This window comes from Pseudomonas sp. IT-P12, assembly GCF_949767465.1.
GTDB lineage: Bacteria > Pseudomonadota > Gammaproteobacteria > Pseudomonadales > Pseudomonadaceae > Aquipseudomonas.
The window spans coordinates 585591-604555 of the sequence record NZ_CATKPY010000011.1 but is presented as its reverse complement, the minus strand read 5'-3'; the positions used below and the strand labels follow the sequence as shown (position 1 = coordinate 604555).

Genomic DNA, 18965 nt, shown 5'->3' with positions numbered 1-18965 from the left:
ACCCCCTCAAAACATGCCATGGACCATGGCGGCCAAACGGTTTGGATCTACACTGATTCCGGGGGCGACATCGGGGTTTGCATCGATAACCCGTCACTTCAATCTCGTGAGGCCCGGTCATGGCAAAAGCAAAGAACAAGCGTTCGCTCAACGCCGACTCCGCTGACAGCCCCAAGCTGAAAAACAAGGACTATCTCGGCGAACTGCGCCGCCTGCATGTGGAACTGGTCAAGTTGCAGGAATGGGTGAAGCAGGAGGGCCTCAAGGTCTGTGTCATCTTTGAAGGCCGTGACGGTGCAGGCAAGGGTGGGACGATCAAGGCGATCACCGAGCGGGTCAGTCCGCGGGTGTTTCGCGTGGTGGCGCTGCCTGCGCCAACCGACCGTGAAAAGAGCCAGATGTATTTACAGCGTTACCTGCCACACCTGCCGGCGGCGGGTGAAATCGTGATCTTCGACCGCAGCTGGTACAACCGCGCCGGGGTCGAGCGGGTCATGGGTTTCTGCACCGAAAAGCAGGCGGACAAATTCCTCAAGTCCTTGCCCCTGGTCGAGCGCGCGATTGTCGATTCGGGCGTCATCCTGCTCAAGTACTGGCTGGAGGTCAGCCCGCAGGAGCAGACCCGGCGACTCGAAGCCCGCATCGAGGACGGCCGGAAAATCTGGAAGCTGTCGCCGATGGACCTCAAATCCTACAGCCGCTGGTATGACTATTCCCGGGCGCGTGACCAGATGTTCAAGGCCACCGACACCGAGTACGCGCCCTGGCTGGTGGCCAATTCCAACGACAAGCGGCGCACGCGCCTGAACATCATTTCCGACCTGCTGAGTCGCATTCCCTACAAGGACGTGCCACGGGAGAAGGTCAAACTGCCCAAACGACAGAAACCCGGTGGCTATCGCGAACCGGATTACCCGTTCCGGCACATCCCTGAACCCTTTTGACAGGGCAATCAGCGACTGCCCGCTTGCGACCTGTCCCGTGCAATGGGCGGCTGGAGAACAGGAGGATTTCGATCAGTCGGTCGCTGCCTTTTCATGGCTGCGCGGCGCGGGTGTCAGCGGCGGTCAGTTGGTCCGCCTCGGTCACCCAGCCGCCGCCGGTGGCCTTGTACAGATCGATCATCGAGGTGAACACCGAGCCGCGGGTGCGGGTGTAGTTCAGTTCGGCGTCAAACAGGCTGCGCTCGGCGTCCAGCACTTCGATGTAGCTGGTATAGCCGTTGTCATAGCGCAGTCGCGCATAGTGGGCGTAGGTGCGCAATGCCTCGACCTGGCTGGCCTGGAAGGCCATTTGCTCGCGGGATTTGCTGGAGGCGACCAGCGCGTTCTCCACGTCGCCGAACGCCGATTGAATGGCTTTCTGATAGCTCAGCAGCGCTTCCTGCTGGAACGCTTCGGCCTGTTGGACCTGCCCGGCGATGGCGCCGCCGGTAAAGATCGGCATGTCCGCTGCGACGCCGTAGGACCAGGTCGCGGCGGGGCCGGTGAACAGGTTCGACAACTGGTTGCTCACCGAACCCAACAGCCCGGTCAGGGAAATGGTCGGGAAATACTGCGCCTTAGCGGCGCCGATCTGCGCATTTGCCGAGATCAGGTTCAGTTCGGCCTGACGCAGATCGGGCCGGCGCTCCAGCAAGTCCGAGGGCAGGCCGGCCGGTACCGCCGGCAGCGTCAGGTGTGCCAGGTCGCGACCGCGCAGGATCGGGCCGGGATTGCGTCCGAGCAGCACCGCAAGCAGGTTTTCCTGTTGCGCAACCAGGGGCTCGAACTGCGCCACCGACGCCAGGGTCCGTTGGTACTCGGATTGATTCTGCGCCAACTCCATCTCGGAGATGGTTCCGGCGCCGAAGCGCAGCTTGAAGATTTCGAAGGAATCACCGCGCACCTTGGCGGTGGTGCGGGCGATCTCCAGTTCCCGGTCCAGGTCGCGCAGCGTCACGTAACTGGTGGCCACGGAGGCCACCAGGCTGAGGATCACGCTGCGCCGGCCTTCCTCGGACGCCAGCAGATCGGCGCGGGCAGATTCGTTGAGGCGGCGCAGGCGCCCCCAGATGTCCAGTTCCCAATTGACGCTGAGCAGGGCCTGGTAATTGTTGTAGACGGGGTCGACGGTCGAACTCAGGGGAACCGGACCGTTGTCCCGCGGCGCCCGGTTGCGCTGACCCTGTGCACCCAGCCCGATCTGGGGAAAGTACAGCGAACGGGTTTCACCGTAGCGTCCCTGGAATTGCTCCACGCGTGCGGCGGCAATCTTGACGTCCTTGTTCTCGAGCAAGGCGCTTCTTATCAGCTCGTTGAGCACCGGGTCCTGAAACTGCTCCCACCACAAGGTGTTGGACAGGTTCTTCGCCTCCTTGTCCGCGTAGCGGTAGGCCGCAGGGGTTTCGATCTCGGGTGCCTGATAATCCGGGCCGACCATGCAACCGACCAGTCCCAGGCACAGCAGCAGTGCAAACGAGGGATTGGGCATGTCAATCCTCCTCGTGGCGGCGCTGTGCCGCTCCGTGGGGAACCGGGCCGGCCTCCGTGGTCTTGTGCTCGGCGTCCTTGCCCCCGAACATGCGCTCGGCCAAGTAATAGAACAGGGGGATGAAGAACACCGCGATGACCGTCGCCGCCAGCATGCCGCCGATCACCCCGGTGCCGATGGAGTGGCGGCTGTTCTCGGACGCGCCGACCGCAATCGCCAGCGGCACGCAGCCCAGGATGAAGGCCAGAGAGGTCATTACGATCGGGCGCAAACGCTCCCGGGCCGCGGTCATCGCCGCGTCGTAGGCCGACATGCCGGCTTCCCGGTTGAGCACCGCGAACTCGAAAATCAGGATGGCGTTCTTGGCGGCCAGCGCCACCAGCATGGTCAGGCCGATCTGGAAGTACACGTCGTTGCTCAGGCCGCGAATCAGCACGGCAAGCAGGGCGCCGAACAAGGCGAAGGGCACCGCCAGCAACACACCGACCGGCAACGACCATTTTTCGTACTGCGCCGCCAGGATCAGGAACACCATCACCAACCCGAAGATGAACACCTGGGAGGAGGCGCCGCCACTTTTCTTCTCTTCGAACGCTTCGCCGCTCAGGGCCAGCGCGTAGTCATTGCTCATGATCGCGGCGCTGATCTGTTCCAGCGCGGCCAGCGCCTGGCCGGAACTGTAGCCGGGGGCGGCGTTGGCGGTGAGCTTGACCGCCGGGAAATTGTTGAAGCGGGTCAGCAGGTCGGGGCCGGTGACGTAACGGGTGGACAGCACCGCCTTGAGCGGCACCATGTCCAGATTCTTGTTGCGCACGTAGATCTGCTGCAGGTCTTCGGCCTTGAGACGATAGGACGGCTCGGCCTGCAGAATCACCTGCCACAAGCGGCTGAATTTGTTGAACTGGGAAACGTACAGCGAACCGAACATGGTCTGCATGGCGCTGTAGACGTCTTCGACGGGCACCCCCAGCGACTCTGCCTTTTCCCTGTCGACATCGACCATCAGTTGCCGGGAGTGAACGTTGAAGGTCGAGGTAATGGCGCCCAGTTCCGGGCGTTCCTTGGCTTTTGCGATCAGGGTGCCGACCACCTCCGCCAGTTGATCGACGCCACCATCGCCCTTGCTTTGCACCCACACCTCCATGCCGCCCGTGGTGCCCAGGCCAGGAATGGACGGAGGATTGACCGGCAGGATGATGCCTTCCTGGACGGTGGAAAAGGCATGGGCGGCTTTCTGGATCACCGCCGGGGCGCTTTGCTGCCTGATGGTGTCCGAGTCCTTGTAACGCGCCTCGAAATCCTTGAAACCGACAAAAAATGCTGCCGCGTTGTTCTTGTTCTGGCCGTCCAGCAGGCTGTAGCCGTTGACGATGGCGACGCCTTCGACGGACGCATCGTTCATGAAGAAATCACTGGCCACCTGACCGACCGCGCCGGTGCGATCCAGGCTGGCGGCGTCGGGCATGATCACCGCGCCCAGCAGATAGCCCTGGTCCTCCGGCGGCAGGAAGGCACTGGGTATGCGCTGGGCCATCAGCAGGATCAGCACGATCATGCCGGCGAACAGCAACAGCGCAACCACGAAACGCTTGATCATGAACGCCACCGCGCGCGAATAGCCCTCGGTCATGCGCTCGAAGTTGCGTTCGAACCAGCGGAAGAACGCATTTTTTTCTCCGTGCTGCGGCTTGAGCAGCAATGCCGCGAGAGCCGGTGACAGGGTCAGGGCGACGAGGCCGGATATCACCACGGAAATGGCGATGGTGATCGCGAACTGTTTATACAGCTGGCCGGTGATACCGCCCATGAAGGCCACCGGGATAAACACCGCGCACAACACCAGCACGATGGCGACCACGGGGCCGGCCACTTCGTCCATCGCCCGTTTGGCCGCATCCTTGGGCGTCATCTTGTGCACCTGCATGTTGCGCTCGACGTTCTCGATCACCACGATCGCGTCATCGACCACAATGCCGATGGCCAGCACCATCCCGAACAGCGTCAGCATGTTCACCGAGAAGCCCAGGGCCAGCATGCCGATGAAGGTGCCGACAATCGACACCGGCACCGCTATCACCGGTATCAGGGTGGCACGCAGGCTCTGCAGGAAGATGAACACCACGATCACCACCAGCACCAGCGCCTCGAAGAAGGTGTGGATGACCTCGGAAATCGAGGCGCGGGTGAAGGCGGTGGTGTCCATCACGATCTTGTATTCGATGCCCTCGGGAAAGGTCGCTTTCATGTCGGCCAGGGTCTTGGTCACCGCAGCCGAGACGTCCAGCGCATTGGCGCCGGGTTGCTGGTAGACGGCGATCAGGGTCGCGGGTTTGCCCTGGTAGGTGCTGCGCAGCGAATAGTCCTTTTGCCCCAGCTCGGCACGGCCGACGTCCTTGAGGCGAACGATGGCCGCGCCCTGATTGCTGGCGCGCAGGATGATGTTCTCGAACTCGGCCGGTTCGGTCAGGCGGCCCTTGGTGGTCACGGCAAACGACTGTTCCACGGGGGCGCCCGTGGGTGACTGGCCGACACGGCCCACCGCGAACTGCTGGTTCTGGTTGGCCACGGCCCTTTGCACATCGGCGGCGGTAATGCCCAACTGGGCCATGCGATCGGGCTTGAGCCAGATGCGCATGGCGTAGTCCGGCGTGCCGAAGATACTGGCCTGGTTGGCGCCGGGAATGCGCTTGAGCGCGTCCAGCACATAGAGGTTGGCGTAGTTGGCGACGTAGGTGCTGTCGTAACGGTCACCGGCGGAGTACACCGCCAGCACCATCATGAACGCCGATGATTTCTTCTGTACCTGAATACCCTGGCTCTGCACGGCGGAGGGCAGTTGCGGCAACGCCAGGTTGACCCGGTTCTGCACATCCACCTGGGCCAGCGACGGGTCGGTGCCGATCTCGAAGAACACGTTGAGCGTCATGTTGCCCGTCGCCGAGCTCGACGAGTTCATGTAGATCATGTTGTCGGCGCCGTTGACCTGCTGCTCGATGGGGGCGGCGACGTTATTGGCCACCACCTGCGCATCCGCGCCGGGGTAGGTCGCCGCCACGGTGATCTGCGGCGGCGTGATGTCGGGGTATTGGGCGACGGGCAGCGCCAGCATGGCCACGGCACCGGCCAGGGTGATGACGATGGAAATCACCGAGGCGAAGATCGGCCGGTCGATGCAATAGTGGGAGAGGCTCATGGGCTTTTACCGCCCGTTGCCGCCCCGGCTTTTATCGTCTGCCCGGCTTCAGCGGGGACCGGCGCAGTCACGGGTGCGTCGTTGATTTTCAGCGACCCTCCGGGTGTCACCCGCAGTGCACCATCGACCACGATGCGTTCGCCGGCGCGCAGGCCTTTGCTGATAAACCAGTTATCACCTTGCCATTCGCCCACCTCGACCACCCGCTGCTCGGGTTTGCCTTCGCCGTTGATGACCCAGACGAAGTGACTCCTGGCGCCTTCCAGCACGGCTTTTTGCGGAACCAGAATCGCATCGGGCCGGGACGCGCCCTTGGCCAGCGCGCGCACGAACTGTCCGGGACGCAGCAGCCCGTCGGGATTGGCGAGCACGGCGCGGACCAGAAAGGTGCCCGTGTCCTGGCTGTAGGAGGGCGCGAGGAAATTCACTTTGCCGCGTTCAGGCACCACCGTGCCGTCGGCCAATACCACCTCGACGACAAAGTCGCTGCGTGACGGGAACTTCAGGCGTCCGGCGGCGATTTCATCGCGGTACTTGAGGTTTTCGTTTTCCGAAAGACTGAAGTTGACGTACATCGGATCCATCTGCGAAACGGACGTCAGCAGCCCCGATTCGCCGGGCGTTACGTAGCTGCCTTCCTGTTTTTTCGCATCACTGGAAAGACCGTTGAGCGGCGAGGTGATGGTGGTGTAGCTCAAGTTCAACTGCGCGGTGCGCACGGCGCCTTCCGCCGCGAGCACCGCGGCTTTGGTCTCGCGTTCGGCGCCGACGGCGTTATCCAGGTCCATCTTGCTCACGGCATTCTGCGCCGCCAGTGGACGGACGCGGGCGAGGGTGGCCTTGGCCACTTCCCAGCGCGCCTGTTGCTGGGCCATCTGCCCCTGGGCCGACGCCAGTGCCGCCTCGAACGGCTTGCGGTCCATCTGGAACAGGACCTGGCCGGTTTTCACCAGGTCGCCTTCCGTGTATTGGCGTTTGTCGAGGAAGCCGGCGACCCGCGCGCGTATTTCCACTTCGCGGGAACTCTGGGTCTGGGCGACGAATTCGAAGGTCACCGGGGTGTCGCGGGCCGTCACGGTCATGACGGTCACCTCGGGTGCCTGGCGGGCAGGGGCGACAGGTTCTTTTCCGCAGCCGCCCAACAAGGTCGAGAGGCCCGTGAGAAGGACAATCGGCACGCTCAAGCGCTGCCTGACAACGAATGAATCCACACTCATGTCCTGCTCCCTCAAGGTCTCCCGCACAGAGAGCGTAGCTACTAATGTGGCGCAGCGCTAACGGCTGGAAACCCACCTCGTCATGGTGGTCCGGTGCGGCGAGCGCACTTGGAGAATGCACGCTATTTCGGATCGGCGCTCACCACCGTCCAGCTGTCATCCGGATCAAAGCGCTTCATGGACTGGGCCACTTTGGCGCCATCAGGGCCCAGGTCTTTTTCGAACACCTGGCCGTCATGGCTGATCATGAAACTCATCACCCCGGTGTCGTTGTATTTGACAGGCCAGGCGATCATGGCGAAACCGCGGCTCATCTTGTCGCCGATCAGGTAGCTGTAGGCACCACCGGGCGCCGATGGGCCCTGGCCCTCGAGGATGCGGAAGTGGTAGCCGTGCCAGCCTTCGCCTGCGGTGTTCTTGCCGAACAAGGGGCCCAGCGGACTGATCTGTCCGCTGTCATCGTCGGCCCAGTAGAGGCCATCGTGCTTGCCCGGGGTGCTGAAGATCTTCTGCGCGTACTCCAGCGCGCCGTCGCCGTCGCGATCCACCGATGCATAGTCCATCTGCGCATCGTGGTAAGTCAGCACGGCCTGCTGTGCATCCAGCTCGTTGCGGCCAATCCGGCGGGCGCGAAGCTCGGCATTGCCCGCCTTGATGTCGAACCGCCAACCGTTGTCGCCCTTGATCAAAGGGATCGGCAACGTCCAATTGTCCTTGCCAACGGCCAGGGTCGCCTGGCGCTCACCGGTTTTCTCGATGTGATGCTGCTCGCGGTACTGCTTGAGAAACGCTTCCACGTCGGCGCGCTGCGAACCTTTGCGCGGGATATAGCTTTGCCATTCCTGCCCCAGCAGCTCGGTCAGGCGGGCCTGATCGGCGCGTTCCGTCCCGAGTGCCTCGACAAAGGCCTCGGCCGCTTTGTCCGGGGTCGGGAATGCTTGCTGGGCCATGACGAAGCACGAGCATGCCATGCCGGCCATGATCGCCAGGGCCCGAGGGAGCGCTTTCAGCCTGGGATGCTGGTTCATCGACGACCCCCTCTGGAACGTGCCGGCGCGCTGGATGGACGACTGATCGGATGGCCGACGGCACGCGCGCCGCCGGGGCGCTGGGCAGAAGCCTGGCTGGCCCGGCCACGCAGGGCCTGCGCATTGGATTGCGACGGCGAGCGCACACCCGCGAAAGCGTTGTCGCGGGCAGCTCCACGTTGCTGCGCGCCTTGACGGTTTGGCGAGACTTCCTGTCGGCGCTGGCTGGTCTGGGCAGGCTCCCGGCGAGGCTGTGGGTTTTCCCGAGCGTTGCGGTTCTGGCCCTGGCTTCGGTCGGATGCCCGCGAAGTGTCCCTGCCAGGCTGCATCCGGTTGCCGATCGAGCCTTCGGACTGTGCCATGCGCGCCTGGTCACGTGCCTGGCGATTGCTGGTGGCCGGGCGTTCAATGCCAAACTTGTCCATGGAGTTGCGCGCTTTTTCACGGGCCTGGGCACGCTGGGCATTGTCCCCGCGAAACGCCTCACGCTGCCGGGCGCCGTCCAGTTGCCGGCCGTATTGTTCACGACTGCGGGCGTCCCGATAGGGCACACCGTCGCGATTGGCCGGGTTGTGCTGCCATTTGTTGCTGGTGATCCGGTTGTTGGCATTGATGTTGTTGTAGCGGTTGACGTCAATGTCGATGTCGTTATGGCCCCAATCACAATCACCCCACAGCGAGGCAACGATCGCCACACCCGTGCCGAACGCCAGCCCGGCCACCAACGCCGAGCCGGGATAATAGGCGGGCGGCGGCGGATAATACGTGGGCGGCGACGCCGGATAAGGCCAGGTGCCATAAGTGGTGGTCGGGTTGTACGTGGGGACGTACACCACCTGCGGATCAGCGGGCTGGATGATGATGGTCGAGGGGCTGCTGGCGGCTGGCGCAGCCTCCTGGGCGGGCGTCGGCGCTGGAGCGGGAGTTGCCACTTCCACTTTCACGTTCTGATATTGGTTGCTCTGCAGGTTGCCCGCTGCCTGCGCCTGGCGACGCAGGTTTTGCACGCTGGCCATGACATCATCGGGTTGTGCGAGAAAGGCATCGCCCAGGCGCTGAACCCAGACGGGATCCTGGCCTAGGGTGGCCAACACCTGAGGGAAGGCGACCAGCGCCTGCACGCTCGGGTCCCAGGGCTCGCTGGCCACCTGCTTGACGGCGTCGTCACCCTTGGCTTGTGGATGGGCCTTGGACCAGGTGACCGCCTCGGCGATTTCCCCCGGATAGGTGCTGGCCATCAACACCTGAGCCAGCAACGGGTCAGGGTAGAGCGCGATGGGGGCGAGCATTTGCTCCAGCTGTTCCTGGGAAAACACCGGGTCTTTGGCCGATGCCGTGACAGGCGCCGTGTCGGTGGCGTTTGCCGGCGCATCCGCTGTTTGCGCCTGAACCAGAGGTCCACTCAGACACACAACGACCGACATGGCATAAAAGAATGATCCACGCATCGCCTTACCCCTGCATGACCCATGGCGCCAACAGAAGAGAAGGGCTGAAAAGGCGGCGTAATGCGCCCCTTCAACCCGCGACAATCAAAATCCCGCCAGTGCTGAGGCTGGCTAGCGTGAGGTTTTGACGTTCAGGACTTCGGTGAAGATAGCGTCGACCGTCTGCCCGACCTTGAGTTTGCTCATCCGCGCCTGAAGCTCGGGGTCTTCGACTTTCACGACCCGCACGGGGCCTTCGGGTGGGAGCAAGGTCACTTCATGCTTTTTCAGATCGATCGCGGTGATCTTCGACGTGACCTTGACCTGGCGAACCGCCTCGCCGCCGGGGTTGGGGTTGTCCTTGGTGGCGCGCACCACCATCGATTCATTAGTGACGCCCGGTTGGTCGCCGACGTTGGTTTCGAGCACATAGGCGACCGAACGAACCACCTGGATATCGACTTTGTCACCGACTTTCAAATTGTGCAGATTCTTGGCCTGGTCGGTGAGCTGGAGGGTCACCGGTTTGCCTTGGACGTCTTCGATGGTCACCTGATAGTTGGCCGGGTCAACGGCCAATACCTGGGTGGTGATTTGACCTTCCAGTGTCTTGGATCCCAACGGGATTTCGGCGGCATGGACAGATTGGCCGGCAGCGGTCATGAAGGAGGCGAGCGCACCAGCGTAGGCAAGAAAACGGATGGGTTTCATAGACCTGCATTTCCATATGATGTTGGACAAGGCTGCGCGATGGAAGGCAGGACGCATGACGCAGTCGCCAAAGCATAGTCCCTGATTGCCAACGTGCCCGGTCACGACGTCGCATTTGTGGAGGCGGTCTTTTCGCGAGCTGGCTCGCTCCTGCAGGTTCAGTGGTGCCCTTGTGGGAGCGAGGGTGGTTAACGATAGCGCGGAGAGCCTGATACCCTTCGCTGCTTTCAGGTTTCTCGCGAGCAGAAGGCTCGCTCTCACAGGCCGACTATTTATGAGCAAAATTGAAGCGGGCGCCCAACTCCCGCTGGAAATCATCCAACAACTCGACGAATCCTACCGGCGCTGGACCGGGCACCGACTGCCTTGCCCGGCCTCCATCGATGCTTCGCGCGAAGCGTGGATACACCATCACGCGCCCTACAGCCTGGTGGCCCATAACGATGACGCTGACCCGCATTTCATTTATGCCAATGAGTGCGCGCTGAGTTGCTTCAAATACAGTCGTGAAGTTTTTTGCGCCATGCCTTCGCGGTTCAGCGCTTCAAGCCTGGACAGGGCCGCGCGCCAGGCGTTGCTGGAAGTGGTAACGGCCAAAGGCATTGCGTCTGGGTACACAGGTTATCGTGTCGACCGCCATGGCCAGCCGTTCATGATCTACGACGGGATCGTCTGGGAAGTGCTGGACGCAGAAGGGCTGCGAAAGGGCCAGGCGGCGTTGTTCTGGCCTCAACCTGCACCCGTTGGCAGGTTTTGATTTACAAGGATAGATAAGTGGCAAAAGAGAAATGCCCGATGTACGGCCTGGGGTACCTACGCATCCTTCCAGATATGTTTATAAGTTTGGTAGGGGTAGGAAAACCCGACAATAGCGAAAAGGCATAGGCCTGTGACAATTGCATCTGTCGTGGTACTACGCAGGGCAACCAGCGGGAAGTGCTGGATAGTAAGGTGATAGATGTCACCTGTGTAATTCAAGGCAAGCATTATAAGTGGCCACACAATCAGTATTATTAAACCTGCGCGAGTTTTGATCTTCTTAATGAAATACAGACATAGCGCCGTCCAGTAAAACGCTCCAAAAATAGAACTGGCTATGGCCCCCCATATGCTCAGTAATGAAGCAATGGGCTGGCTCGATACGTCCGTGTCGGCAAGCCAGGTGTAAATAATGATATTAAGGAATACCACCAGGATGGATAGGAATGCTCCCCCGTAATATGTCTGGGCAGAAATGACCTGGTTCGCGGTTTTTTTAGGACCGGCTGGACACACGACTAACAAAATGAAAAGCGCGACTACTAACCCAATACAGGCTTCCCATGAAAATCCGAACATACTGGGTTCCTTACGATGCGAAGACGAGCCAGTCGATGGCTTGGTCTCAGCGTAACGGCAGGAGGGCTGCGTTCTTGAATTGAGCTCTGAAATCCCAGACTGGATGCGGCGATACAGTGCCTTTGCAGGGAGCGCACTTTGAAACGCGCTTGATCAGATTTCTCGGCTTATAGAGTGTTGAACAGCCAACCTCCCGAATGAACCTTCCGCATCGACGTACCGCAACGCGGACTTCACATCCTTCCAGCCCACATAGCTCATCAAGCCCTTGATGTCCCAGCCATTCGCTGATGCCCAGGTCGCAAAGCCGCGACGCATCGAGTGGCTGCTGTAGAGGTCGGCCGAGACGCCCGCCTGCTTGAAAATGCGCCGAAGCAGGGGAATCAGGCTGTTGGCGTTGATAGCGTCCTCGGCGAGATTGCCCCAGCGATCAATTTTTCTGAACACCGGCCCCCGTGCAATGCCGGCGGCGGTGATCCAGTTGATATAGGCCTGAACGGGGCATAGCGTCTTCAATGCCGGGGTCTGGTAAGTCGCCCCCAGGTGTTGTCGATCGCCCTTGGAGTGCGGCAGGTAGAAGGTAATGCCGGCCCCGGCCTGCGCCTGGGTGTGTTCGACCTGCAGGCGTGCCAGTTCGTCACCCCGGAAGCCGCGCCAGAATCCGATCAGCACCAGCGCGATGTCGCGACGATGACGCATCACGCTGGGCCACTGCCCGCGCTCAGCCGCCAGTGCCGCCTCTCGCTCCAGCCACGCCACGGCTTGTTCCAGGTGAATCAGCAGCAGTGGGGCGGCCTGTTTTTCCTGGGCGGGGTGCAATGCCCGGATGCCCTTGATCATCTGTTTGACGGTGGGCGTCTTCGTCGGATCCGGAAAGCCCTGGGTGATATGCCACTGGGCCAGCGCCGCCAGGCGCTGCTTCAACGTGCTGATAGCCAACTTGTCCGCGTACTCGGCGAGGTAGCGCACGATGCCATCGCCGGTGGCCGGCAGGAACCCGCCCCACGTCACCTCGAAGTGCTCCACCGCGGCATGGTAGCTGCGCCGAGTGTTCTCCCGGGTGCCGGCGTGGAGGTAGCGATCAATCTTGTTCATTTCGACCTGCCTGCGCTGAGCCTGCCTTTTGGTGGATGTTGAAAGGCGGAAAACGCCTCTTTGATGCGATAACGCTCAATTATTTTATCAAAGTCACAGGGAATCTTTGTGCTAATTTCATACGTATTGTAGTATGTTTATACATGTTACGTAATACAGTACGAAATCGTAGGGGTGATCGATGGCGCGTGGCGGCGTGAATAAGGCAATCGTCCAAAAGGCGCGGGAATCGTTGCTTGCGCGCGGCGAGAACCCGAGCATCGACGCCGTACGCATCGAGCTGGGTAATACCGGCTCAAAAACCACCATTCATCGCTACCTGAAGGAAATCGAGGATGCCGATCCTCGACCTTCTACCTCCGAGGCGCGCTTGAGCGAGGAACTGACCGCGCTGGTCGCCCGCTTGCTGGAACGCCTGACGGAGGAAGGGCGGGAAGCGATCGCCCGGGCCCAGGCGGGTTTTGATGAGCAACGCGCCGCGCTGGAGCAGCAACTCGACGCCTCAGCGTCCCAACTGACTGCACTGCAACGCCAATTCGATATCCAGCACAGCGCACTGGAGTCTCAGTCCCAGGAGCTGCAGCTCTGCCAGGCCAGCCTCCAGGCTGAAATCACGCGCAATGCTGGCCTGAGTCAACACGGCATCGACCTGGAGTTGCGAGTGCAGGAGAAGGACGAGCAGATCCGTTCCCTGGAAGAAAAGCACCTGCACTCCCGGGAGGCGCTGGAGCATTACCGCACTGCGGTGAGGGAGCAGCGTGATCAGGAACAGCGCCGGCACGAAGGGCAATTGCAGCAGGTGCAGGTCGAATTGCGCCAATTGCAGCAGAGCCAGATCCTCAAGCAGGAGGAGCTCACCCGACTGAACCGGGACAACGAGCGCCTGCTGAGCGAAGCCAGGCAGCAGGCAAAGGCCATGGCCACTCAGGCAGATTCATTGCAGCGCCTGGCGGACGACAATGCCGACTTGAAAACCACGGCCGCGAGGGCGCAAGGCGCCAGGGACCTGCTGCAAGAGCAAATCGGTGTATCGCGGGACGAAATCAAACGGCTCGAAGGCGCGGTGGCGCAGGCCAGTCAACAGCTGTCGGAGGCCGAGCGAGCGCTGGAGCAATCCTGTGCCGAGGTCGACGCACTGCAGCAGCTCATGAATCAATCTCAAACAGGTGAAGCCAATGACGGATAAAAGTGTGCAACGTGGCGGTGTGTCGGTGGAGCGATCGAGTCTGAAATCCGCTCATGAGCGCATCGTTGAAATGCTCTCGAGCGGCGCCATGATCAACCCTCTCTCGTCATCGCGGCCAGCGCTACCGAAGTTGCAGCCGTCCGTGTCTCCACACCCAGCTTGATGTAGATATGCTCAAGGTGTTTGTTCACGTGACGTGGGCCACCCGTCAGGACTAAGAGCAAAGTGTCGGGCAGGCCCTGTTTGAACAGGCATTGAGGCTGTTGCTGTTTCAGCAGGTCGTAACCTCAACCTCTCGGCAGCATCCGGCGCAAGGTGTTGTCGCCAACAAAATAATGGTGAAACAACCCAGCCGCCGCGTGCAGACCGATCAGCCAGTATCCGGTACTGCCGAGCAGTTCGTGCCAATACTTGAGCTGCTTGGCCAAATCCGGGTCAAGCGCTATCGGTGCCGGCAGGCTGAAGCCGAAGTAGGGCACCGGTTTGCCCCCGGCGGCCAGCATCAACCAGGCCAGCACCGGTGTGCCGATCATCAGACCATAGAGCGCCAGGTGCATCAGGTGCGAAACACCGGTCTGCCAGGCGGGTGGCTTCGGCGTGATGGGGGGACGCGGCGTCAGGCGCCCGAGCAAACGCAGCCACACCAGGGCAAAAATGCCCAGGCCGAACACACCGTGCAGCCCAAGGAAAAGGCTCCTCGTGCTATCGCCTCGCGGCAGCAGTCCTTTTATTTCAATACAGCCATACACACCGACAAACAGTGCCAGCATCAGCCAGTGCAGGGTTATCGAGAGTTTCCCGTAGTGCTGCGGGGTGTTGTCGCGGGTCATTGGGGGCCTCTTGCGGTCGTTGGCTGCCGACTCATTCGGACAGCCGGGTCCGGTTGTCTCTGAACCGGCGCCGGCCACATTGCCCGCCGAGCCTTAAGCGAATCTGAAGATCAGCGATGCCCCTGTTTTTCCCCACCTTCAGACTTCGTTAAGAAATCCCTTTGATACTTCTCCCCAATTGATCCGGGGAGGTGTTTTCCAATGTCCGACTACAACTGGAACGTGCAGCTGCCGCTGCAGTTTGGCCAGGCCGAAGCACCGCAGCTGCAGCTTGTCAGAGCATTGCCGGGCGACGCCGAGCGCGGCGTCTTCGAATCCTTTATCCAGCAACGGTTTCGGACGGCTCACGGTGCGGACATTCGCCATTTCATGCCGCAGCTGTTCGGCATGAGCGATGCGTCCGGGGCGCTGAGCGCCGTGGTGGGCGTACGCCTGGCCAGTTCCGGGCCCTTGTTTCTGGAAGGTTACCTGGACGAGGCGATCGATCCGCTGATCAGTGCGGCCGCCGGCCAGTCCGTGGCGCGGTCTGCCGTCGTGGAGGTCGGCAATCTGGCGGCCAGCGATACCGGGAGTGCACGGATGAGCATCATTGCCATGACGTACCTGCTGGCCATGGGCGGGCTGGAGTGGGTGGCCTTTACCGGGAACCTGGGATTGGTGAACAGCTTTCATCGCCTGGGGTTGAAGCCGGTTTCCCTGTGCGCCGCCGACCCCGCGCGCCTGGGCGAGGATCGCCATGCCTGGGGCAGCTATTACGAAAGCAAGCCTTGGGTGCACGTGGGCAATATCCGCGCTGGATTCCTCCATCTGGGCAACATCGGCCTGTTCGGCCGCCTGGGCCTGGCGACGTCCATCGAGGGGACCTGCCATGTCGCCTGAACTGGAAGGATTCAAGCAGGCACTGCGCAACCACGCTGAGCGCAAAACCAATGCCGTGGCGTTGTGGGGCGATCGACTCAAGGTGGATTACGCAGCGCTGCATGCCGAAGTGAGCTATCGCCAACAACGCCTGCGCGATGAGCAGGTCAGGGTGGTTGCGCTGGCGTTGGACAATGGTGTCGAAGCCATGCTCTGGGACCTGGCCGCCTTGTTCGAAGGCCTGGCCTGTGTGACCTTGCCGCCGTTTTTCAGTCCGGCGCAACGTCAGCACTGCCTGGAACAGAGCCAGGCCGAGCGGGTGATCGCCGAGCCAGCGTTGCACGATGAGTTGCAAACGGCGGGTTATGAGTGGAACGGCGGGTTCTGGTGCCGCACCTTCAGTGGCACGAGCCGGATGCCGGAGGGCACCGCCAAGTTGACCTTCACCTCGGGCACCACGGGGACGCCCAAGGGGGTCTGCCTGAGTGCCGACAGCCTCTTGCGTGTCACCCGCGAGTTGTTTCTGGCCAGTGAGCCCACCCAGCCGCAACACCATCTGGCGCTGCTGCCCCTGGCAATCCTGCTGGAGAACATTGGGTGTTATGCCGCGCTGTATGCCGGCGCTACCCTGAGCCTGCCCAGTCAGAACACCTTGGGGATTCAAGGTGCCAGCAGCGTGAATGTGCCGCAATTGCTGGGCTGTCTGGCCAGTCGGGCACCCCAGAGCCTGATCCTGGTGCCGCAGTTATTGCTGATGCTGGTCAGCGCGGCCGAACACCAGGCCTTCGATCCACGGAGCCTGCGCTTTGCCGCTGTGGGCGGCGCCCGGGTGTCCGAAGACTTGCTGCATCGCGCAGAACGGGTCGGGCTGCCGGTTTTCGAGGGGTACGGCCTGTCGGAGTGCGCCTCGGTGGTGTGCCTCAATCGTCCGCAGGCGCAGCGCCCCGGCAGTGTCGGACGGCCGTTGCCCCATCTTGAGGTGCGCCTGGCGCCGGACGGTGAAGTGCTGATCAAGGGCTCGATCCTGCTGGGCTACCTGGGTGAGCCGCCAACCGCCGATCCATGGTGGCCCAGCGGTGACATCGGTGAGTTCGATGCCGAGGGTTTTCTCTACCTCAAGGGGCGCAAGAAACATCAGTTCGTGACCAGTTTCGGGCGCAACGTGAACCCGGAGTGGGTGGAGGCCGAACTGACCCAGCGCGACCACATCGCTCAGGCTTTCGTTTACGGCGAGGCGATGCCACACAACCATGCGCTGCTCTGGCCGCACCGCGCGGACTGCACGGACCAACAGTTGGCCGACGCCATCCGCCAGGCCAACAAGGCGTTGCCAGACTATGCCCAGGTCCATCACTGGACCCGGCTCGATCAACCCTTCACCTCCGCCAACGGTTTGCTGACCGCCAATGGGCGACCGCGCCGTGACGCCATTATCGAGCGCTATCGGGCGCCACTGACCGCCTCCCCACTTCCCGAGGAAACCGCACCATGAGTTTTTTTGACAGGCTGCAAGCGGCTACGCAACAGGAACGCATCGAGTTGTTCAACTTGCCGGTCATCCGCGATGCGCTGGCAGGCGATGTCAGCCTGGACAGCTATCGCGCATTCCTGGCGCAGGCCTATTACCACGTCCGCCATACCGTGCCGTTGATGATGGCCTGCGGTGCTCGCCTGCCATCGCGCCTGGAATGGTTGCGCAAGGCGGTGTGCGAATACATCGAAGACGAATATGGCCACGAACAATGGATCCTCAACGACATCGAGGCCTGCGGCGGTGAGCGGGCGAGTGTGCGCGACGGTCAGCCGTGCCTGCCCATCGAGTTGATGGTCAGCTACCTCTATGACCTGATTGCCAGGGGCAACCCGGTGGGCCTGTTCGGCATGGTCAACGTGCTGGAAGGCACCAGCATTGCCCTGGCGACCCACGCCGCTGGCAGCATTCGCGAGCGTCTGGCACTGCCGGAAACCGCCTTCAGTTACCTCAGCTCCCATGGTTCGCTGGATATCGAGCACATGCAGACCTACCGCGCCCTGATGGACAAGCTCGACAACCCGGACGATCAAGCTGCGGTCATCCATGCGTCCAAGGTGGTGTACCGGCTATACAGCGACATGTTCCGCGAGCTGCCGCGCAGCGGGGGGATCGCGCATGCGCCTGTCTGACGCGCGTGTGGTGTTGACCGGCGCCAGCGGAGGCATCGGTCTGGCCATCGCCACCGCCCTGTGCGCCAGTGGTGCCCGGGTGCTGGCTGTGGCCCGGCATCGAGAGCCGTTGACGCCGCTGCTCGAGCGCTATCCACAGCACCTGAGCTGGATTGGCGCCGACTTGACGGTGGCCGCCGAGCGTCGCGCAGTGTTCGCTCAGGCCAACACCCTCGGCGGCATCAACCTGCTGATCAATGCCGCCGGGGTCAATCATTTCGCCATGCTCGAACAGCTGGACGACAGTGAGATCAACGCTTTGCTGGCCGTGAACATCGGTGCGCCAATCTGCCTGACCCGGTTGCTGCTGCCCCTGCTCAAACAGGCGGACAGTGCCATGGTGGTCAATGTCGGCTCGACGTATGGCTCGATTGGCTACCCCGGCTATGCCAGTTATTGCGCCAGCAAATTCGCCCTGCGCGGGTTTTCCGAGGCCCTGCGCCGCGAGTTGGCGGACACCCGGGTCAGTGTGCTCTATGTCGCCCCGCGTGCCACCCGCACCACCATGAACAGCGCGGCGGCCCAGGCCCTGAACGACGCATTGAAGGCGAATGTCGACGATCCGCACACCGTGGCCAGCGCTGTGATTCACGCGATTGCCGGCGATCGACGCGATGTGTACCTGGGCTGGCCGGAGCGCTTTTTCGTGCGCCTCAACAGCCTGCTGCCCCATCTGGTGGACCGTGGCTTGCGTAAACAACTGCCACTGATCCGCCGCCTGAGCCAGAAAACCGACCCGGAGAAACCCAAGCCATGAAGAAGATCGCCGCTTTCCTGTTGTTGGGGGCCCTGGGGCAGGGCGCCTGGGCACTGGACGCCGCTGACCAGCAACGCCTCAGTGCCATCCAGCAGAGCTGGGCACACATCCAGTACGAATTGCCTGAGGGGCAACGCACCGCAGCCTTCGAAAAACTGGCCGCCCAGGCCTCAAGTTTCACCCAGGAACGCCAGAACGTGGCGGAGGCCTGGATCTGGGCCGGTATCGTCAACAGCAGCTGGGCCGGTGCACAGGGCGGCCTCGGTGCGCTGGGCAAGGTCAAGGCGGCCCGGGCTGACCTGGAAAAAGCCCTGGCCCTGGACCCCAGGGCCCTGCAAGGTTCTGCCTACACCAGTCTCGCCGCGTTGTATGATCGCGTGCCCGGCTGGCCTATCGGCTTCGGTGACTCGGACAAGGCCGAGCAGTTGCTCAAGGAGGCCTTGCAAATAAACCCCGACGGCATCGACAGCCTGTACTTCTGGGGCGATCACCTCTACCGCCAGAAGCGCTACGCTGAAGCCAGGACGGCGCTGCAAAAAGCCCTGACGGCCGCCCCTCGTCCCGGTCGCGAAACGGCCGATGCCGGTCGCCGCAAGGAGATCGAGACGTTGCTGGTGGATGTGAACAAAAAACTCGGCTGACAGGAGTCCG

17 protein-coding genes and 1 pseudogene are annotated in these 18965 nt (G+C 62.0%); 8 read left to right on the top strand and 10 right to left on the bottom strand.

The window, feature by feature from the left end; genetic code table 11:
* Nucleotides 1-119 precede the first annotated feature (119 nt).
* On the top strand, nt 120-944 hold the full coding sequence (gene ppk2 / locus ACM6IM_RS05940; RefSeq protein ID WP_414864494.1) for a polyphosphate kinase 2: 825 nt from the start codon (nt 120-122) through the stop codon (nt 942-944).
* A gap of 91 nt (nt 945-1035) precedes the next feature.
* Here the strand turns inward: ppk2 and ACM6IM_RS05935 are convergent, their stop codons facing one another.
* From ACM6IM_RS05935 to ACM6IM_RS05910, 6 genes are all read right to left on the bottom strand, one after another.
* Nucleotides 1036-2472, bottom strand: coding sequence for an efflux transporter outer membrane subunit (locus ACM6IM_RS05935; RefSeq protein ID WP_414864493.1), 1437 nt, complete (start codon nt 2470-2472; stop codon nt 1036-1038).
* Between the two features lies 1 nt (nt 2473).
* Nucleotides 2474-5665: an efflux RND transporter permease subunit gene (locus ACM6IM_RS05930; protein ID WP_414864492.1), complete on the bottom strand. Its 3192-nt coding sequence runs from the start codon at nt 5663-5665 to the stop codon at nt 2474-2476.
* Nucleotides 5662-6882, bottom strand: coding sequence for an efflux RND transporter periplasmic adaptor subunit (locus ACM6IM_RS05925; protein WP_201192333.1), 1221 nt, complete (start codon nt 6880-6882; stop codon nt 5662-5664). The genes ACM6IM_RS05930 and ACM6IM_RS05925 overlap by 4 nt, the downstream gene beginning before the upstream one ends.
* A 122-nt stretch (nt 6883-7004) precedes the next feature.
* Entirely contained in the window at nt 7005-7910 is a 906-nt protein-coding gene (locus tag ACM6IM_RS05920; protein ID WP_414864491.1) for a DUF2950 domain-containing protein, read from the bottom strand.
* The gene (locus ACM6IM_RS05915; protein WP_414864490.1) at nt 7907-9358 is read right to left on the bottom strand and encodes a DUF3300 domain-containing protein; all 1452 of its coding nucleotides are present in this window, start codon (nt 9356-9358) and stop codon (nt 7907-7909) included. Before ACM6IM_RS05915 ends, ACM6IM_RS05920 begins: the two co-directional genes overlap by 4 nt.
* A 111-nt stretch (nt 9359-9469) precedes the next feature.
* Nucleotides 9470-10048, bottom strand: coding sequence for a hypothetical protein (locus ACM6IM_RS05910; RefSeq protein WP_201192340.1), 579 nt, complete (start codon nt 10046-10048; stop codon nt 9470-9472).
* 274 nt (nt 10049-10322) lie between these two features.
* Here ACM6IM_RS05910 and ACM6IM_RS05905 point away from each other — a divergent pair, with 274 nt between their 5' ends.
* On the top strand, nt 10323-10805 hold the full coding sequence (locus tag ACM6IM_RS05905) for an MEKHLA domain-containing protein (RefSeq protein ID WP_414864489.1): 483 nt from the start codon (nt 10323-10325) through the stop codon (nt 10803-10805).
* A 56-nt stretch (nt 10806-10861) separates the two neighbouring features.
* On the opposite strand, the gene ACM6IM_RS05900 is transcribed toward ACM6IM_RS05905, so the two are convergent.
* Both ACM6IM_RS05900 and ACM6IM_RS05895 read right to left on the bottom strand, forming a co-directional pair.
* Nucleotides 10862-11386: a hypothetical protein gene (locus tag ACM6IM_RS05900; protein ID WP_414864488.1), complete on the bottom strand. Its 525-nt coding sequence runs from the start codon at nt 11384-11386 to the stop codon at nt 10862-10864.
* 153 nt (nt 11387-11539) lie between these two features.
* Complete coding sequence (locus ACM6IM_RS05895) at nt 11540-12481, bottom strand: site-specific integrase (RefSeq protein WP_414864487.1); 942 nt, start codon at nt 12479-12481, stop codon at nt 11540-11542.
* 181 nt (nt 12482-12662) lie between these two features.
* Here ACM6IM_RS05895 and ACM6IM_RS05890 point away from each other — a divergent pair, with 181 nt between their 5' ends.
* Complete coding sequence (locus tag ACM6IM_RS05890) at nt 12663-13667, top strand: DNA-binding protein (protein ID WP_414864486.1); 1005 nt, start codon at nt 12663-12665, stop codon at nt 13665-13667.
* A gap of 92 nt (nt 13668-13759) precedes the next feature.
* On the opposite strand, the pseudogene ACM6IM_RS05885 reads toward ACM6IM_RS05890, so the two are convergent.
* Nucleotides 13760-13882: pseudogene (locus ACM6IM_RS05885) on the bottom strand (DNA-binding response regulator); the annotation flags it as partial.
* 72 nt (nt 13883-13954) lie between these two features.
* Nucleotides 13955-14497: a cytochrome b gene (locus tag ACM6IM_RS05880; RefSeq protein ID WP_414864485.1), complete on the bottom strand. Its 543-nt coding sequence runs from the start codon at nt 14495-14497 to the stop codon at nt 13955-13957.
* A 201-nt stretch (nt 14498-14698) separates the two neighbouring features.
* Here ACM6IM_RS05880 and ACM6IM_RS05875 point away from each other — a divergent pair, with 201 nt between their 5' ends.
* Genes ACM6IM_RS05875 through ACM6IM_RS05855 form a run of 5 tightly spaced genes read left to right on the top strand, consistent with a single transcriptional unit; the run spans nt 14699 to nt 18955 of the window.
* A complete protein-coding gene (locus ACM6IM_RS05875; RefSeq protein WP_414864484.1) occupies nt 14699-15376 on the top strand; it encodes a thermostable hemolysin in 678 nt (225 codons plus the stop codon).
* The gene (locus ACM6IM_RS05870; RefSeq protein WP_414864483.1) at nt 15366-16847 is read left to right on the top strand and encodes an AMP-binding protein; all 1482 of its coding nucleotides are present in this window, start codon (nt 15366-15368) and stop codon (nt 16845-16847) included. The genes ACM6IM_RS05875 and ACM6IM_RS05870 overlap by 11 nt, the downstream gene beginning before the upstream one ends.
* A complete protein-coding gene (locus ACM6IM_RS05865) occupies nt 16844-17518 on the top strand; it encodes a TenA family transcriptional regulator (protein ID WP_414864482.1) in 675 nt (224 codons plus the stop codon). The genes ACM6IM_RS05870 and ACM6IM_RS05865 overlap by 4 nt, the downstream gene beginning before the upstream one ends.
* Nucleotides 17505-18314 carry an SDR family oxidoreductase gene (locus tag ACM6IM_RS05860; RefSeq protein WP_192307999.1) on the top strand — a complete coding sequence of 270 codons (810 nt, stop codon included), beginning with the start codon at nt 17505-17507 and terminating at the stop codon, nt 18312-18314. The genes ACM6IM_RS05865 and ACM6IM_RS05860 overlap by 14 nt, the downstream gene beginning before the upstream one ends.
* Complete coding sequence (locus ACM6IM_RS05855) at nt 18311-18955, top strand: tetratricopeptide repeat protein (protein ID WP_414864481.1); 645 nt, start codon at nt 18311-18313, stop codon at nt 18953-18955. Before ACM6IM_RS05860 ends, ACM6IM_RS05855 begins: the two co-directional genes overlap by 4 nt.
* Nucleotides 18956-18965 lie beyond the last annotated feature (10 nt).

Excerpts from the sequence above, each read along its gene's own strand:
- ACM6IM_RS05895 (WP_414864487.1), bottom strand. The coding sequence starts at position 12,481 with ATGAACAAGATTGATCGCTACCTCCACGCCGGCACCCGGGAGAACACT.
- ACM6IM_RS05880 (WP_414864485.1), bottom strand. The coding sequence starts at position 14,497 with ATGACCCGCGACAACACCCCGCAGCACTACGGGAAACTCTCGATAACC.
- ACM6IM_RS05855 (WP_414864481.1), top strand. The coding sequence starts at position 18,311 with ATGAAGAAGATCGCCGCTTTCCTGTTGTTGGGGGCCCTGGGGCAGGGC.
- ACM6IM_RS05870 (WP_414864483.1), top strand. The coding sequence starts at position 15,366 with ATGTCGCCTGAACTGGAAGGATTCAAGCAGGCACTGCGCAACCACGCT.
- ACM6IM_RS05925 (WP_201192333.1), bottom strand. The coding sequence starts at position 6,882 with ATGAGTGTGGATTCATTCGTTGTCAGGCAGCGCTTGAGCGTGCCGATT.
- ACM6IM_RS05875 (WP_414864484.1), top strand. The coding sequence starts at position 14,699 with ATGTCCGACTACAACTGGAACGTGCAGCTGCCGCTGCAGTTTGGCCAG.
- ACM6IM_RS05900 (WP_414864488.1), bottom strand. The coding sequence starts at position 11,386 with ATGTTCGGATTTTCATGGGAAGCCTGTATTGGGTTAGTAGTCGCGCTT.
- ACM6IM_RS05905 (WP_414864489.1), top strand. The coding sequence starts at position 10,323 with ATGAGCAAAATTGAAGCGGGCGCCCAACTCCCGCTGGAAATCATCCAA.
- ACM6IM_RS05890 (WP_414864486.1), top strand. The coding sequence starts at position 12,663 with ATGGCGCGTGGCGGCGTGAATAAGGCAATCGTCCAAAAGGCGCGGGAA.
- ACM6IM_RS05860 (WP_192307999.1), top strand. The coding sequence starts at position 17,505 with ATGCGCCTGTCTGACGCGCGTGTGGTGTTGACCGGCGCCAGCGGAGGC.
- ACM6IM_RS05935 (WP_414864493.1), bottom strand. The coding sequence starts at position 2,472 with ATGCCCAATCCCTCGTTTGCACTGCTGCTGTGCCTGGGACTGGTCGGT.
- ppk2 (WP_414864494.1), top strand. The coding sequence starts at position 120 with ATGGCAAAAGCAAAGAACAAGCGTTCGCTCAACGCCGACTCCGCTGAC.
- ACM6IM_RS05910 (WP_201192340.1), bottom strand. The coding sequence starts at position 10,048 with ATGAAACCCATCCGTTTTCTTGCCTACGCTGGTGCGCTCGCCTCCTTC.
- ACM6IM_RS05865 (WP_414864482.1), top strand. The coding sequence starts at position 16,844 with ATGAGTTTTTTTGACAGGCTGCAAGCGGCTACGCAACAGGAACGCATC.
- ACM6IM_RS05930 (WP_414864492.1), bottom strand. The coding sequence starts at position 5,665 with ATGAGCCTCTCCCACTATTGCATCGACCGGCCGATCTTCGCCTCGGTG.
- ACM6IM_RS05915 (WP_414864490.1), bottom strand. The coding sequence starts at position 9,358 with ATGCGTGGATCATTCTTTTATGCCATGTCGGTCGTTGTGTGTCTGAGT.
- ACM6IM_RS05920 (WP_414864491.1), bottom strand. The coding sequence starts at position 7,910 with ATGAACCAGCATCCCAGGCTGAAAGCGCTCCCTCGGGCCCTGGCGATC.